Here is a 14,258-nt window from a genome sequence, read left to right as displayed (position 1 = left end):
GTCCAGCGTGACCTGGGGCGCAGAATCTGTCTGGTCCGGGTCGGACCGAGGAATTCGGACCAAAGCAATTGGGGTAGGCGCGCCGATGGAATCGAACAGAATGCACGACGGTGGCGCCCGGGGCCAGGGAAGGATCCCGGTGCGTCGCCCGCCCAGGTAGGTTGGCAAGGAGGCCCTCGACATGACCGCGATGCGACACGACCCGTCGCACCGACCAGGCCCGAATGGCCGTGGGCTGCTGACGAACGGCGGCGATTCGACCCCGGGCTTGCCCGATGGTTTCTTGTCCATCGTCGTCCCGGCCAAGAACGAATCGGCCAGCCTACCTCAACTCGTCGAGGAAGTTGCCAAGGCGTTCCGCGCGTTGAGGGCCAGACGCGGCGAAGATCAGGTGCATCGACTGGCCGGATTTGAACTCCTGATTGTCGACGACGGATCGACCGACGACACCCAGGATGTTCTCTGGCGGCTTACGGCCGACTACCCCGAGTTGCGGGGTCTAGTTCTGGCGAACAACGTTGGCCAGTCGGCCGCGACGGCCGCCGGATTCAGGGCGGCTCGCGGGGGCTGGGTTGCGGTGCTGGATGCCGACCTCCAGAACAATCCGGCCGACCTGGCCACGCTCTGGGATGCCCTGCCCGGCCATGATGCGGCGCTGGGGTGGCGGGTCAAGCGAGAGGACATCTGGTCGAAGCGGATCATCAGCAAGATGGCCAACCGAACCCGGAACTGGGTGCTCGGGCAGTCGATCCGCGACACGGGTTGTTCGGTGCGCATCTTCTCACGCGAGATGGCCTTACGCATGCCAATGTTCCGCGGCTCGCACCGGTTCATGGGGCCCCTGCTCCTCCGCGAAGGGTGTCGGATTGCGCAGTTGCCGGTGACTCACAGGCCGCGTCCTCATGGCAACTCGCACTACAACATCTGGAACCGGTCGGTCCAGGTGGTGGTCGACCTGCTAGGAGTGGCCTGGCTGATGCGTCGAGGGGTGGCTTACACGGTCGCGGGCCAGATTGCCGACCAGTCGGCCCTGGCGTCGACCCAGCCGACCCATCTCGGGATCGTGCGGCGGACCGTTGGACAGGAGGCCTGATCCCTTGTCGATCGCGATGACCCCGGAACGCTGGCTGATCGTCGGGTTTTTGGGCCAGACGCTCTTCACGATGCGCTTCATGGTGCAGTGGGCCGCGTCTGAGAAGAAGAAAGACTCGGTCGTCCCGGTCGCCTTCTGGTGGCTCAGCTTGCTGGGCGGCTTCACGCTGCTGACGTACGCGGTCCACCGTCAGGACCCCGTCATCATCGTCGGGCAGGCGATGGGGCTGTTCATCTATGTCCGCAATATCATGCTGATCGAGAAGGCCCGAATGCGGGCCGAGCGTCGGCGCATCCGGGAGATCGAGGCGGGGTCGCCCGTCCAGTCCCAGGCCCCTTCCCTATCCGGTCCCCATCGGCTCAGGAAGTCCAAGGCTCAAGGGTCGGAATCGGCTCGGGGCTGAGCCCGAGGAGGCGCTCGACGGCGAGGCCAACGTTGTCCGCCCGCATCAGCGACTCGCCAACGAGCATTGCGTGGACGCCCGCGGCCTCGAGCCGTTCGGCGTCGGCCCTGGTGTGGATGCCGCTCTCGCCGACCAGGACGACGTCGTCGGGGATCTGGTCGCGCAGGCGGATCGTGAGATCGAGGTCGGTCGTGAAGTGCCGCAGGTCGCGGTTGTTGATCCCCACCAGGTCGGCACCCGCGGCGAGCACCCTGGGCAGGTTGGCCTCGTCGTGGAACTCGACCAGGGCGGCCATCCCCAGGCCCTTGGCCCTGCGGATCATGGCGGCGATCTGGTCGTCGTCGAGGATCTCGGCGATGAGCAGGATGGCGTCGGCGCCGGCCAGGCGAGCCTCCACGACCTGATACTCGTCGATCAGGAAATCTTTGCGCAGCAACGGGATGGCGACCGCGGCCCTGATCCTGGCCAGGTACGAGAGGTGGCCCTGGAAGTAGGTCTCGTCGGTGAGCACGCTCAGGCAGGCCGCGCCGTGGGACTGATAGGTGCGAGCCAGGCTGACCGGCTCGAAATCGGCCCGGATGATGCCGGCCGAGGGGCTCGCCTTCTTGACCTCGGCGATGAGCCGGATCGGCCCGGAGCCGGCCAGTGCGGCCCTGAAGTCGCGGGTCGGCGGGGCTTCCTGGGCCTGGTGTTCCACCTCGTCCAGCGGGAGGCGTCGACGAGCTTCGGCCACCTCTCGACGCTTGGTGGCGACGATCTTGTCGAGGATCGAACCGTCCACGGGCTTCATCCCCTGGGGTGCGGCGGGAATCAATCGGGACCCGGACTTCGTTTGCCTCGGGCGATCGGAGGAATCCAAGATACCGGAGTTAGAAGGCGAAAGTCACGGCGAGAATCGGGCGGCGAATGGCAAGGCTCGCAGAGCGAACGCCGGCGATCTTCGCTCTGAAGGCGCGGCGATACGCTGCCTGGGTCCATCTCTTCGCTTGCTGTTCCTTAATTCACTCGCTGGACGCAATCGCTGCGTGGGGTTGGGCGAGCCCCACGCAGCGATTGTCTGACTTGTGAGCGGACAGGCGGGTTCGCCGATGACTTTGCCGGCTCAGTCTTCCAGCGAGGCGGCGTCGACGTTGCGGGCGGTCTTGCCGTCGTGGACGGCCAGCGAGGTCGGGCCCCTCAGGTTGGCGGCGCTGAACTTGCCGTCCTTCGACAACCCGTAGAAGGTGACGTCGAAGTTGGGCTTGCCGTCGTCGTTGCGGAACCTGGGATCGCGGGTGGCGGTCTCGGCGATGCGCTTCAGGGTGGCGATCATCGCGTCCTTAACGTGCATGCCCCGACGCATATTTTCGATGACCAGGTAGCACGAGCAGTTGATCAGGTTCACCTCGCCCAGGCCGACCGACCCGCACGAGCCGACGGTGTTGTCCAGGTAGAGCCCGGCGCCCAGGATGGGCGAGTCGCCGACGCGGCCGGGGACCTTGTAGCCGAGGCCCGAGGTGGAGGTGGTGCAGCCCAGGTCGCCGTGGGTGTCCATCACCGAGCAGTGGACCGTGCCGTGGATGTAGGTCTGGGCCAGTTCGCGGGCGTCGGGGCTGAGCTGGCTGAGCTTGGTGCCGAGACGGGCCCCACCGCCGCGGAGCAGGTTTTCCTTCCAGTGGATCCAGGCCTCGCGGGTGACCTCGGTCTCCAGCTTGGTCTCGGGGAAGCCGTGCTCGCGGGCGAACTTCAGGGCGTTGTCGCCGACGATCAGGCAATGCTTGGTGCGCTGCATGACCACGCGGGCGACGGCTGCCGGGTGCATGATGTTGCGCAGGGCGGCCACGGCGCCTGCGCCGTGGGTGGGGCCGTGCATCACGGCGGCGTCGAGCTCGACGACCCCTTCTTCGTTGGGGGTCCCGCCGTAGCCGACGGAGTGGTCATTGGGGTCGGCCTCGTGGATGGCCACCCCCTCGATGGCCGCATCAAGCGGGTCGGCGCCTTCCATAACGCGTTTCATGGCCAGTTCAACGACGGCCAGCGAGCCGCTGATCACCAGAGGCCGCTTCTGTCCGAGCGGCTTGGCGGGCGAGGCACCTACGGCGAGGGTTGCCACGCTGGCTGCGCTCGCTGCGAGGAAGTTGCGGCGGTGGAAGCTCGGTTTCATCGAGGGAAGATCCTGCCTGGTTCTCGGAGTTCGGGCCTCGGGCGGGTGGCCCGCGGGATGGGGCGATCAGGCGCGAAGGGCGGAAACGAGCCGAGCGGGCCAGCCACTCCGGGAAGGGGGCTGGCCCGCTCGGCCGATGGTCTAGGTCAGATCGATCCCGGTCCGGAGCGAACCGGCATCGCCTTACAGGGCGTCGGAGCTGACGATTTCGCCGCCGTTGCGGGTCGAGATCGCCTGCCAGATGCCACGCTGGGCGGGCGGCACCACGCGGAGGATGCCGTTGGAGTCGGGGGCCATGCCGATCGGCAGGCCGGTCGTGGCATCATAGGGCATCGTGTTGATCGTGTCCTTGATGAACCGGACCGAGCCGTCGCAGAAGCCGGCGTTGATCCCGCCCGGGTGGAAGCTCGAGGCGCTGTGGTAAGCGATGCTTACGTTGGCGCCGAGCGTGCCCGTGTTGGTGTAGCCCTGGTTGATCTTCCTCTGGGGATTGACCGGGAACAGGGTGTTGAACAGCGTGTCGGCGTTGTTGCCCGAGTTCCACCAGACCCAGTCCCAACGCTCATCGACGGGGAGCTTGCCGTAGGCCAGCTCGCCCAGGATCATCGTGTTGCTGGTGCCGTCGGTGATGCCGGAGATTTTGACGTTGCTGTAGAAGTAGAGCATGCCGTCGGCTGCGGCCGCCTTGGCGCTGTAGGCGGGGTCGCAGTTGGGCTCGGAGTAGCGGCCGACCTGGTACGCCGTGCCGGCGCAGCCGCGGTAATTGGTGTAGTACATGTTGTAGCCCAGCGAGCGCTTGTCGGGCACCGCCGCGGCGCCGTCGCTCGGGCACGACAGGGCGCTGATCTGCGTGCTGGTCACCGTCGAGTTGTCGGCCGAGGTGAAGTGGACGTTGAAGTTCTGGGCGTTGTACAGGGGCGACTGCTCGATGTACGGCAGCAGCGCCAGGATGAAGCTATGCTCGTGCGAGCCGCTGCAGGGCGCACCGCCGGCCGAGGGGGCGCGGAAGCCGCCGAGGGGGAAGCTGCCGGTGGCGCTCTCGTAGTTGGCGAACCCGAGGCTGAGCTGCTTGATGTTGTTGGTGCACTGGATCCGGCGGGCGGCCTCACGGGCGCTCTGCACGGCCGGCAGCAGCAGGGCGATGAGGACGGCGATGATGGAGATGACGACGAGCAGTTCGATGAGGGTGAACGCGCGGTGACGCGACGCAATTCTCTGCATCCGAGGCTCCGTTCGGGAGATGTGAAGGGCGGACTGAAAGCTGGCCGCGCGCGGCGACCTGGTTCGTTGCATCGTGATGCGACCCCGGGAGATCGCCTACGAGGGGGGGATATGGTCGAGATGGAGAGGGGGGCGAGGGGCCCCCGACGTCACTTCTTCTTGGCCTTTGGGGCGACGCCGTAGGGATTCTCGATGTCCTTCTGGAGGGCATCCTTGGACTTGCCAGACGGGGCGTAGACGACTTCCTTCTCGCCGCCGCCGCAGCCGGCGATGGAGAAGGCGAAGATGCCGAAAGCCAGGGTCGAGCACAGGATGACACGGCAACCGGTCAGGGCTCGACTCATCGTGAGGATTCTCCGCTCAGGGGACTCGGGCGTACGAAGCTGAGGATCGTGGCTCGTCCCATTCGGGTCGGGCCGAGGGAAGGGGGCGAAGACGAGGTGGGGGCTGGACGTCTCCCCGGCTCGGTTATTTCTTGCCCTTGGCGGGCGACTTGGACGGTTTGTTGTACGGGTTCTCGAAGTTGAAGGGCGTGTCGCTCTTCGTCACGACCGGCGGGACGGCGACGGGCTCCTTGGGTGCCTCGCCGCAGCCGCCCGCGAGGGCGAACAACGCACACGCGGGCAACGAGACGAGGACGAAGCGGAGGCCGGCCAGGGGGAACGTCATGGAGGGAACTCCTGAGGTCCTCGGTCGGCCGACCTGGGCGAGCCCGGCGGCCGAGGCGAGGATGTCGGTCAAACGCCTCTTCAGATGTTCAGATTCTCACCCTGGTAGGAGACCAGGACGCGGGCTTTTGTGCGCGAGGGGACCAGCACCTTCTGGCGGGACCCGCCGGCCAGCTCGACCTCGGACGGCTCGAGCACCGGCAAAACATAGATCAGGATCAGGAAGTCGCCGACCGGCTTGATGGTGAATTCCTGCGTGTAGGGGTTCCCATCCTCGTCGCGGAACGACAGCGTCGCCTTGCACTCGCCCGGGACGTTCACCGGGGAGCCGACCGACTTGCCGGCGTCGAGCCTGGGGATCGGGAAGTTACCCCCCGGATAAGTCAGGGTCATCTCGAGCATCGGCGCGAGCGTCTCGTTGAGCACGACCAGCGACGCACCGACGCCGGGCATCACGCTGGGCAGCTTCACTCTCCCTGACGTCACCAGCAGCGCCGCCAGCAGCGCCAGATTGATGAGCCCGAGCATGAGGAGAGGCATTCGGCTGGGGGGGGCGACCACGGGCTGAGGCGGGACTTCGGCCATTCCATGCGATCTCGAAGGGGGTTCAATCAAAGCGGACTTTAATAGGAGTTTGGGGGGGCGATTAGGTGGAGTGGCCATTTCTGGCCGATCGCCGCAGTGCCCTGGCACTCAAACCGGTTGGGGCGAACGAAGAGGGGATGTGCGGGATTGAGATGGGCCGAGCGGAGGATGTCTCAGGGCTGTATCATTTAGGATTGATCTCGAAATCGAGATCAATCCCCGGCCCGTCCTGCGAGCATGAGACCCAACGTTCGAACTACAGTGCAAGATCAAGATCCGCAAGTCAACCGGGCTGTCCCAGGCCGGATTTTTTTTCGCGAGATCGGCCGACCGGGACCGCCAAAACGGCGATTATACGTCACCCATCAATCATGTTTTCATCGTGGTTTTCCATTTGTTGATCGGTCCTGTCTGCGCCGGGTCGGGGCCAGCACGCTCGCCCCGCAGGCCTCGGCCCTCGTTGACCTGGCGAAGGCTTGCTTCGGCTCGGGGGCGGCCCCCCTGGCTTCGGCGAGCAAGGCCACCATGCTGAAGAACTCACGGGCGACATCCGGGCGATTATCGCAGGTCACGCGCGGACGCCATCACTCGTAAGCGTCTCCGCATCGAGCGGGCGGCTGCTGCAACGCGGGTCGATGGGCCGCGGCGGCCTCCGGCGGCCGATTTCCCCCGTTCGCGCGGGGAGGGTCCTGGTTGCGGTCGGCAAGGGGGCCGGCAATCGCGTAGACTCGCCGTCCCCCGCGACGACCCCGACGCCCACGGATTCTTCGACGATGCCCGACTCGTCCCTGCCGCTGCTGAACGTCTACGAGATCGACCTGGAGGGCGTGCAGGCGCACGTCGTCTGCTTCGTCGACCCGGTGCTGGCCGGGGCCCGGGGCATCGACACCGCCTCGATCGTCGGCCGGTTCCAGCCCGGCCCCGACGGCGACTTCCAGCTCGAGACCTTCGAGCTCAACCCCGACTTCATCGCCAAGTTCATCGGCTACATGAACGACGTCGCCGCCAAGACCCCCGAGATCAAGGGCGAGGCGGCCAAGCAGCCGGGCGAGTGGCTCTACATCGTCGACCCACGATTCCGCGGCGACGACGCCGACGAGCCCCCGACCGGCGATGTGGTCGGCTGCTTCGCCGTCGACGAGGCGGGCCAGATCGCCCCCGGCTCCTTCCAGTACAACAAGAACCACGACCTGTTCGACGCCGAGCGAGGGGTCTCCGGCCTGTTCTCGGACCGCCCCTTCTACGACTGGCTCCACGGCCACTGAGCCCACACGGACGGAGTTGGGGACCCGGCCCCAACTCCGGGTCATTCAGGCCAGCTCATGCACGAAGACGGTCCCCTTGGGGAGCTTCGCCTGGGCCAGCGGCAGTAGGTGGCCGTGGTGCGTGAACATCAGGACCTGGGTGCGCGTGGCAAGCTCCGCAAGCGCCCGCAGGGCCGCCACGGCGCGAGCGTCGTCGAACTGGATGAGGATGTCGTCGACCAGCAGCGGCAGCGGCTCGCGCGGGTTGAGCTGGCCCTCCAGGCTGGCCAGCCGCAGCGAGAGATAGAGCTGGTCGGCGGTTCCGTCGCTCATGCCGGCGACGTCGACGGTCCTGTCGTCGGGCCGGACTCCCCTGAGCACGGGCCGGTCGTCGCGGTCGTCGTTGTCCACCTTCAGCGCCTTGAATGACCCCAGAGTCAGGGCCGCGAACAGGTCGCTGGCCCGGTTCAGGATCGGGTCCTGGTTCTTCTGCCGGTAGCGGTCGATCGCCGTCCGCAGCACGGCCGAGGCGAGCCGGGCGCGGATGTATCGGTCGGCGTCGGTGTCGATCCCCGCCAGGATGCACTGCACGTCCTGGTTCAGCCGGGCCGCCGTCGGCGCGCCGTCCATCCGGTCCAGCTCCTGCGACATCTGGCCGGTGACCTGCCGTTCCTCGCCGTACGCCTCCTCGAGGACCTTGATGTCATCGTCGAGGCGCTGGATCTCCTCCTCCATCTCCTTCGGCCCCAGCCCGTACGCGTCGATCTGGTCCCGGATGCTGTCGACATCCATGCCGCCTCCCAGGTCGGTCAGCTGGTCGTCGATCTCGCGCCGCCTCTGCTCCAGGTCGCGTCGTTCTCGGCTCGCTTCCTCGGCCAGCGGGAGGTCATCGACGTGATCGACCCCGGCCTCGCGGCAGAGGGCTTCGAGCTGCGCCGTGGCCTCGGCGATCTTCAGCTCGGCGGCCCTGGCCTTCAGCTCTGCGGCGTTTCCCTGCGCAACCAGGCCGTCACGCGTGACCTTGGCCTCGCCGGCCAGCTTGAGTCGGGCGGCGAGGGTCTGCACGGCGAGATGGACGGGCTGGCCGACGAGGTCGGGGGCAAGCTGGGCGATGTGGACCCTGCTCTGGGATTCGAAGCGATCGGCATCACCGTCGATCGTGGCCAGCTCGCGCCGGCACTTGTCGCGGTCCTCGACCTTGCGGAGCAGGTCATCGATGGCGCCGAGCATCGCCGAGGCGTCCTCGGACGTGGCGTCGGCGTCGAGCCCGATCGGCCGGACGAGGGCCTCCCAGTCGAGCTTCCATCGCGCCAGGGAGGCCTCGGCCTCATCGGCTTCGCGCCTCGCGCCGGCCAGCTCGGCGCGGGCCTGATCCGTCTCCCGCAGGTGATTCGCCAGGGCTTGCGCCCGCGTCAGCGGGTCGGCCAGCGTGAAACCATCCGTCGCGCCCGCGGCGTGGCCGAGCCGACCGAGGGCCGCGGCCAGTGCCCCGCGATGGTGGCCGATCTCGCGGTCGAGCTCGGCGAGGGTCGCGCCGCCCGTTCGCACGGCCTCGGCCTGGGTGCAGAGGGATTGATGCGACTGGAGCCAGGCCCGCGTCTCGCGCGGGGGGAGAGGATCCAGCCCCAGTCGGGCCCAGAGCCGCGAGGCCCAATCCGAGCGGGCGGCGTCCAGGTGCCGGCGTGCCCGACGGACCCGGGCCCGCAGCATGCCCACGCGATGCGCGGCCAGTTCGAGCCGACTTCGGGCGTGGGCCAGCTCGGCCGATCGCTGGGCTTCCCGACGCAGGCGATCGGCCACGGTGTCGGCCTCGGCCTGTGCCCCGGCGAAGGCCGACGCGAGGTCGGCGCCCGGGGGGAGATCGGCCAGGAAATCGAACCCAACGCCGACCGCGGCCTGCGTGACGGCGTCGGTTTCCGGGCCTTTCCAGACGTCCAGCACCAGGCGCCAGCCGGCGTCGCGCCTGGCCCTGGCTCGAAGCAGGTCGGCCTCGGTGGGGACGTCCCCCTGCTCGCGGCATCGGTCGAGCTCGACGGTTGCCCGGTTGCGGTCGGCCTCGGCCTCGCCGAGTTCGTCGCCAAGGCGTTTGAGGTCGTCTTCGGCGTCGCGAAGCCTGGTTTCGTGCGAGCCCAGGGTCTCGGAATCGGGCACGCAGAGGGCCTCGAGCTCGTCGAGCGAGCCGTTCCAGCCGGCCAGGCGATCGAGGTCGCGGCGGGCCTTGGCGGAGCTGGCATTCAGGTCGGCCTGCGCCCTGGCGCGGCGGGTATCGAGGTCGCCCGCCTGGCGCGCCGCATCGATGGCTTGCTGGAGCGATTCGAGTTCGACGCGCCCCGGGCCCTCAGCCGATCCGCCGTCACCGGCCAGCCTGGCCTGGGCATCCAGCGCGTGGGCAATCGCCTTGCGGGCCGCGTCCAGGCGGTCGGCAAGGGCCTCGCGACGCTGGCCGAGCGACCTGATGGCCGCGACCTGCGCCTTGGTGGGCCGGAGGCTGCCCACCTCGTCGAGCGCCAGGTCGGGGCGCAGCTCGGCGAGCCTGGCGCGTGCCTCGTCCTCGGCGGCGGCCAGCCGATCGGCGATCTGAGGCCGACGGACCAGGTCCTTGCGATGCGTCCCGAGCTGCTCCCGCAGGTGCTCGATGGCGTCGGAGGCGTCGAGCAGAGGGCCGGGGGGCTCCATCGCGTCGATCTGGCCGGCCAGATCGACCTGGGTCTTCCGGGCGTCTTCATGCCGCGTCAAGGCCGCCGCGCGGTCTCGCTCCGCCTGACTCCGCTCGGCGGCGAATTCGGGTCGCAGCAATCGCGCGTATCTCAGCCGCTCCAGCCCTTCGAGCGCCGCCTGGCGGCGCAAGAGCAGGGGCCTGGCCTGAGTGAGTGCCTCCAGCTTCCCCCGCTCGGCCCGCCGAGCGCGTAGCTGCGCCAGCATCTCACTTCCGCGCTGCCTGGAGTCCTTGACCTGCATCTCCTGGCGGGCCCAGGCCTCGCCGGCAATCTCGGTCCCCTGCAACTCCTTGCGCTTCTCCTTCAGGTCGGCCAGGGCCTTGTTGATCAGCGGCACCGACTTGCCGCGGGGAAGGAACAGGGCCTCGGCCTGTGCCGTCAGCGTCGACATCAGATTCTTCAGCTCGGCCAGGCCGATGCCGGCGGTGAACAGGGCCTCGCCCAGATCCCCCCTGCCCTCGACCAGCGCCCGGCCCCCCTGCGTCAGCTCGTCGTGCCCCAGCCCATACCGCTGGTTGAACTGCGCCTCGTCGACGCCCGAGAAATGGGCCCGCAGCGCGTCATCGTCGGGTACCTGCGTGCCGTCGGGCCCGATGCGCGAGAGCGTGTCCTTCTTCCCTTTGCGGCGGCGGACGGTCAGCGATGTGCCGTCGGCAAGGCGCAAGTCGGCTTCCAGGCTGAGCTTATCGTAGCTGTGCAGGAAGTTGTCGGGCGTCTGCACCGGGATGCCGAAGAAGAGGGCCCGGACGGCACGCATCGCCGACGACTTGCCCGCCTCGTTGGGCCCGTGGATCAGGTGCAGGCCGTGTTGCCCTGCGGAGAGGTCCAGGGTCCGCCCTTGGAACGGCCCGAACGCTTGCAGGTCGAGTCGGTCGATCCTCATTGCCCGGGCCCCCGGCTGCGCTCGCAGAAATCGGCCTCGGCCAGACCCAGTTGGCCCAGCAATCCTGGAACCAGGGCATCGAGCGCGTCTCGCAGCCTGGCCGGGTCATCCACGCTCGTCCCGGTGCGTAGCTCCGCGGGGAGCTTCGCCTTGAGGTCCCCCAGCTCCTTCGCGACGAGCCTGGCCAGGGACTCGGGATCCGAACGAAGCTCACCCAGCAGGCCGACAAGCTCGCTCAGCGGCCCGTCGCCGACGGAAACCGGCACACGACGCCTCGGCGGCGAGGTCAGCACGCGCACCTTCTCCACCCAGGCCCGGTTGGAACTCGCCGTGATCGTTGTCGACCGGACCTGCTGCGCCAGGTCGTGAGGGTCGGCGGTTAGCTCGGCGTGCGCCCGGCAGTTCCCCCTCAGCTCGACCCGTACCGCCAGGGGGCGACCCTCGGAATTCTCCATCGCCAGGGCGACTTCGGTCCCCACCCGGTCGAGTACCGCGTCGCGGTCCTCGGCGTCGGCGGCGTCGACGCTCAGGGTCTCCCAGCGCAGGACGTCCAGGGCGCGGAACTCGACCTCGGCCTGGTTGGAGTCGTTCACCGTCACCAGCAAGCACCCCTTGGGCCCCGGCTCGCGCACGTGCCGGCCCTGGATGTTGCCGGGAAACCAGACCGGCTCGTCGCCCGCCGCGTGCAGGCCTCGTCGTCCGTGGACGTGTCCGAGCGCCCAGTACTGGTAGTGCTTCGACCGCAGCCCGTCCAGCGTGCAAGGGGCGTAGCGGCCGTGCTCGCCGCCGTCGTCTTCGGCGCAAGTATGCAGCAGGCCCAGGTTGAACCAGCCTCGCTCCCCCTGCGGATAGCGGGCGGCCAGGTCGGCCTCCACCGCGCGGGTGGCATAGCCTTGGCCGTGCAGGGCCACCTTCCAGTCGTCCAGGTGCAGCGTGACAGGCGAGTCGGTAGGCAGCACCGTCACGTTGTCAGGGAGACGTAGGTGGCGGGTGTTCACGTTGGCCGCGTCGTGGTTCCCCTGAATGACGTAAACCTTGATCCCCGCGTCTTTCAGGGTCGTCATCTGCTTGACGAAATGCAGCCCCGTGTTGTGGCAGGGCCAGTCGCCGTCATACAGGTCGCCGGCGATGACGACGAAGTCGACCTTCTCGTCTCGGGCCAGCGTGACCAGGTTCCCGAGTGCGCCGCGGGGGGCCTCACGGGCCTGATCCACGGGGGCCCCTTCGTAGCGGTCGAGGCCGCGAAGGGGGCTGTCCAGGTGGATGTCGGCGGCGTGCAAGAACCGGAACATGGGCGTGTATCCGTCCTCGGCCCGGCGCATCGCGGGGGCCGCCCTTCGGGCCGTCATCCGCCTCGATGCTGCCTTACCCGGAGCCTTGCTCTTGACTCGATGGCAGGTACCTGTTCATTGCGACAGGTGGCATTTTAGCCAGATACCCCCCGAGCCACAACGCGGATTGCGCCGGGTGCGTGTTCGACTCGCCGAGCAATCGGGATAATCCCCATGGCCCGGCCAGTTATTCTCCGTTCCGCCCCTTGTCTTGGCGGGCCTCGCGGCTCGTTTTGCCTTCATGCCCGCGTCCAGGAAATTCGCCGTGCTCGTCGCCGACGACGACGAGCGTTCGCTCAAGGGGTTGTCCGGCCAGATCCAGTCATGGGGCTGGAGGTCGACCGCCGCGGCCGACGCACGCCAGCTGCATGCCAGGCTCGCCGAGGAACCCCCCGGCCTCATCCTCCTGAAGACCCGGCTCGGCGAGGCCGACGGCGTCGAGCTGATGCGCGAGATCCTCGGTCGAGACCCCGGCCGCGTCGTCGTGCTGATGACCGACGCGGGGACCATCGAAGGGGCCGTCGCCGCCATCAAGCTCGGCGCCTGCGACTATCTCACCCGGCCCATCGACCCCACGCGGCTTCAGGCCCTCATCAGGCAAAGCTTCGACCACGCCGAGCCCCCGCGCAGGGCGGCCCTCGCCGCCGAACCCGCCCGGCTGCTGGGCGAGAGCCTCGCCATCCGAGGCGTCCGCGACCTGATCCGGGGGGTCGCGCCGACGGACGTGACCGTCCTCATCCTGGGCGAGAGCGGCACCGGCAAGGAGGTCGTCGCCCGCAGCCTGCACGACCTGGGCCCGCGCCGGGACGGCCCGTTCATCGCCCTGAACATGGCCGCGCTTCCCCGCGAGCTCGTCGAGAGCACCCTCTTCGGCCACGAGAAAGGCGCCTTCACCGGCGCCGACCAGGTCCAGATGGGCGCCTGCGAGGCCGCCGACGGCGGGACCCTCTTCCTCGACGAGATCGGCGAGATGGACGTGGCCCTCCAGGCCAAGCTCCTCCGGTTCATTCAGGACCGGGCCTTCCACCGGGTCGGCTCCAGCAAGATGCGCCCCGTCGACATCAGGATCCTCGCCGCCACCAACCGAGATCCCCTCGAACAGGTCCGCCGGGGCTCACTGCGCGAAGACCTCTACTACCGCCTCAACGTCGTCCCCATCGCCGTCCCCCCGCTGCGAGACCGGGTCGAGGACATCCCCGCGCTCTCACGTCACTTCCTGTCCCTCGCCGCCGCCCGCCACGGCCTGCCCGCCGAATCCATCTCCCCCGGGGCCCTCAACCTCCTGTCTCGCCACGACTGGCCGGGCAATGTCCGCCAGCTCGAAAACCTCATCGAGCGGATGGTCATCTTCTGCCGCGAGCCCGAAATCGGCGTCGCCATGCTCCCGCCCGAGATCCAGGCCGCCCCCCCCGCCCCGGCCCTCCTCTCCATGGGAATTCCCGACCTCCGGGTCTTCGACCGGATCGAGAAACAGGCCATCCTCGACGCCCTCCACCAGGGCAACGGCAACGTCCGAGAGGCCGCCCGCATCCTCGGTCTAGGCCAGGCCACCGTTTATCGCAAGGTCAAGCGCTACAACATCCAGCTCGGTTGAGCCGCGGGACGATCCCGGCGCGACGAAGGCTGCGCCGGCTCACTCGTGAGGTTGGCGTTCGGGGTCAATCGCTTCGAACTGGCTGATCCGCACGGCCTGATCGGGGAAGCGGGCGATGATCTCGAGCTTGCCGCCCATGGCCTCGATGTACCGGCGCAACGTATTGAGATACATGTCGGTGCGGCGTTCGAGTTTGGAGACCGAGGCCTGATTGATGTGCAGCTCCTGGGCAACCGCTTCTTGCGAATGCTCGCGGACCTCGCGCAATTGCCTCAGCGTCAATTCCTCGGCAATCAATTCCGCGGTCCGCACCTTGATGGCGTCCTGCCTCTCCTTGGGGAGCTTGGCGATGTAATCGTCTAAACGAATGGGCATG

General features: G+C 68.1%; 13 protein-coding genes. 4 read left to right on the top strand and 9 right to left on the bottom strand.

What is annotated here, in order from left to right; all coding sequences use genetic code 11:
- Window positions 1-181 precede the first annotated feature (181 nt).
- Both EP7_RS12755 and EP7_RS12750 read left to right on the top strand, forming a co-directional pair.
- Window positions 182-1,093: a glycosyltransferase gene (locus tag EP7_RS12755; RefSeq protein ID WP_463528230.1), complete on the top strand. Its 912-nt coding sequence runs from the start codon at window positions 182-184 to the stop codon at window positions 1,091-1,093.
- 4 nt (window positions 1,094-1,097) lie between these two features.
- A complete protein-coding gene (locus tag EP7_RS12750; protein WP_463528229.1) occupies window positions 1,098-1,496 on the top strand; it encodes a lipid-A-disaccharide synthase N-terminal domain-containing protein in 399 nt (132 codons plus the stop codon).
- Here the strand turns inward: EP7_RS12750 and trpC are convergent.
- From trpC to EP7_RS12720, 6 genes are all read right to left on the bottom strand, one after another.
- On the bottom strand, window positions 1,453-2,277 hold the full coding sequence (trpC, locus tag EP7_RS12745; protein ID WP_463528228.1) for an indole-3-glycerol phosphate synthase TrpC: 825 nt from the start codon (window positions 2,275-2,277) through the stop codon (window positions 1,453-1,455). The genes EP7_RS12750 and trpC overlap by 44 nt on opposite strands.
- A gap of 321 nt (window positions 2,278-2,598) precedes the next feature.
- Window positions 2,599-3,639 (bottom strand): N(4)-(beta-N-acetylglucosaminyl)-L-asparaginase, encoded by a 1,041-nt coding sequence (locus EP7_RS12740; protein WP_463528227.1) that lies wholly within the window; start codon window positions 3,637-3,639, stop codon window positions 2,599-2,601.
- A 183-nt stretch (window positions 3,640-3,822) separates the two neighbouring features.
- A complete protein-coding gene (locus tag EP7_RS12735; protein ID WP_463528226.1) occupies window positions 3,823-4,860 on the bottom strand; it encodes a DUF1559 family PulG-like putative transporter in 1,038 nt (345 codons plus the stop codon).
- Between the two features lie 149 nt (window positions 4,861-5,009).
- Complete coding sequence (locus EP7_RS12730; protein ID WP_463528225.1) at window positions 5,010-5,204, bottom strand: hypothetical protein; 195 nt, start codon at window positions 5,202-5,204, stop codon at window positions 5,010-5,012.
- Between the two features lie 124 nt (window positions 5,205-5,328).
- The gene (locus EP7_RS12725) at window positions 5,329-5,529 is read right to left on the bottom strand and encodes a hypothetical protein (protein ID WP_463528224.1); all 201 of its coding nucleotides are present in this window, start codon (window positions 5,527-5,529) and stop codon (window positions 5,329-5,331) included.
- 80 nt (window positions 5,530-5,609) lie between these two features.
- A complete protein-coding gene (locus tag EP7_RS12720) occupies window positions 5,610-6,113 on the bottom strand; it encodes a hypothetical protein (protein WP_463528223.1) in 504 nt (167 codons plus the stop codon).
- A 773-nt stretch (window positions 6,114-6,886) separates the two neighbouring features.
- On the opposite strand from EP7_RS12720, the gene EP7_RS12715 reads away from it, so the two are divergent.
- Window positions 6,887-7,378, top strand: coding sequence for a hypothetical protein (locus EP7_RS12715; RefSeq protein ID WP_463528222.1), 492 nt, complete (start codon window positions 6,887-6,889; stop codon window positions 7,376-7,378).
- A 45-nt stretch (window positions 7,379-7,423) separates the two neighbouring features.
- On the opposite strand, the gene EP7_RS12710 is transcribed toward EP7_RS12715, so the two are convergent.
- Together EP7_RS12710 and EP7_RS12705 are read right to left on the bottom strand one after the other, a co-directional pair.
- A complete protein-coding gene (locus EP7_RS12710; protein WP_463528221.1) occupies window positions 7,424-10,957 on the bottom strand; it encodes an AAA family ATPase in 3,534 nt (1,177 codons plus the stop codon).
- On the bottom strand, window positions 10,954-12,306 hold the full coding sequence (locus EP7_RS12705; protein WP_463528220.1) for a metallophosphoesterase family protein: 1,353 nt from the start codon (window positions 12,304-12,306) through the stop codon (window positions 10,954-10,956). The genes EP7_RS12710 and EP7_RS12705 overlap by 4 nt, the downstream gene beginning before the upstream one ends.
- 247 nt (window positions 12,307-12,553) lie before the next feature.
- On the opposite strand from EP7_RS12705, the gene EP7_RS12700 reads away from it, so the two are divergent.
- Entirely contained in the window at window positions 12,554-13,882 is a 1,329-nt protein-coding gene (locus EP7_RS12700) for a sigma-54-dependent transcriptional regulator (RefSeq protein WP_463528219.1), read from the top strand.
- Between the two features lie 39 nt (window positions 13,883-13,921).
- Here EP7_RS12700 and EP7_RS12695 read toward each other — a convergent pair whose 3' ends face one another.
- Window positions 13,922-14,257 (bottom strand): XRE family transcriptional regulator, encoded by a 336-nt coding sequence (locus EP7_RS12695; RefSeq protein WP_463528218.1) that lies wholly within the window; start codon window positions 14,255-14,257, stop codon window positions 13,922-13,924.
- Window position 14,258: the final 1 nt, after the last annotated feature.

It is taken from the genome of Isosphaeraceae bacterium EP7, from assembly GCA_038400315.1.
In the GTDB taxonomy this organism is placed as follows: Bacteria; Planctomycetota; Planctomycetia; order Isosphaerales; family Isosphaeraceae; genus EP7.
The sequence above is the reverse complement of the archived record's forward strand: the minus strand, read 5'-3'. Positions and strand labels throughout refer to the sequence as shown.

Bases quoted from the DNA above. Each gene is read 5' to 3' on its own strand.
- EP7_RS12755 (WP_463528230.1), top strand. From the start codon at position 182: ATGACCGCGATGCGACACGACCCGTCGCACCGACCAGGCCCGAATGGC.
- EP7_RS12740 (WP_463528227.1), bottom strand. From the start codon at position 3,639: ATGAAACCGAGCTTCCACCGCCGCAACTTCCTCGCAGCGAGCGCAGCC.
- EP7_RS12735 (WP_463528226.1), bottom strand. From the start codon at position 4,860: ATGCAGAGAATTGCGTCGCGTCACCGCGCGTTCACCCTCATCGAACTG.
- EP7_RS12730 (WP_463528225.1), bottom strand. From the start codon at position 5,204: ATGAGTCGAGCCCTGACCGGTTGCCGTGTCATCCTGTGCTCGACCCTG.
- EP7_RS12725 (WP_463528224.1), bottom strand. From the start codon at position 5,529: ATGACGTTCCCCCTGGCCGGCCTCCGCTTCGTCCTCGTCTCGTTGCCC.
- EP7_RS12720 (WP_463528223.1), bottom strand. From the start codon at position 6,113: ATGGCCGAAGTCCCGCCTCAGCCCGTGGTCGCCCCCCCCAGCCGAATG.
- EP7_RS12715 (WP_463528222.1), top strand. From the start codon at position 6,887: ATGCCCGACTCGTCCCTGCCGCTGCTGAACGTCTACGAGATCGACCTG.
- EP7_RS12710 (WP_463528221.1), bottom strand. From the start codon at position 10,957: ATGAGGATCGACCGACTCGACCTGCAAGCGTTCGGGCCGTTCCAAGGG.
- EP7_RS12705 (WP_463528220.1), bottom strand. From the start codon at position 12,306: ATGACGGCCCGAAGGGCGGCCCCCGCGATGCGCCGGGCCGAGGACGGA.
- EP7_RS12695 (WP_463528218.1), bottom strand. From the start codon at position 14,257: ATGCCCATTCGTTTAGACGATTACATCGCCAAGCTCCCCAAGGAGAGG.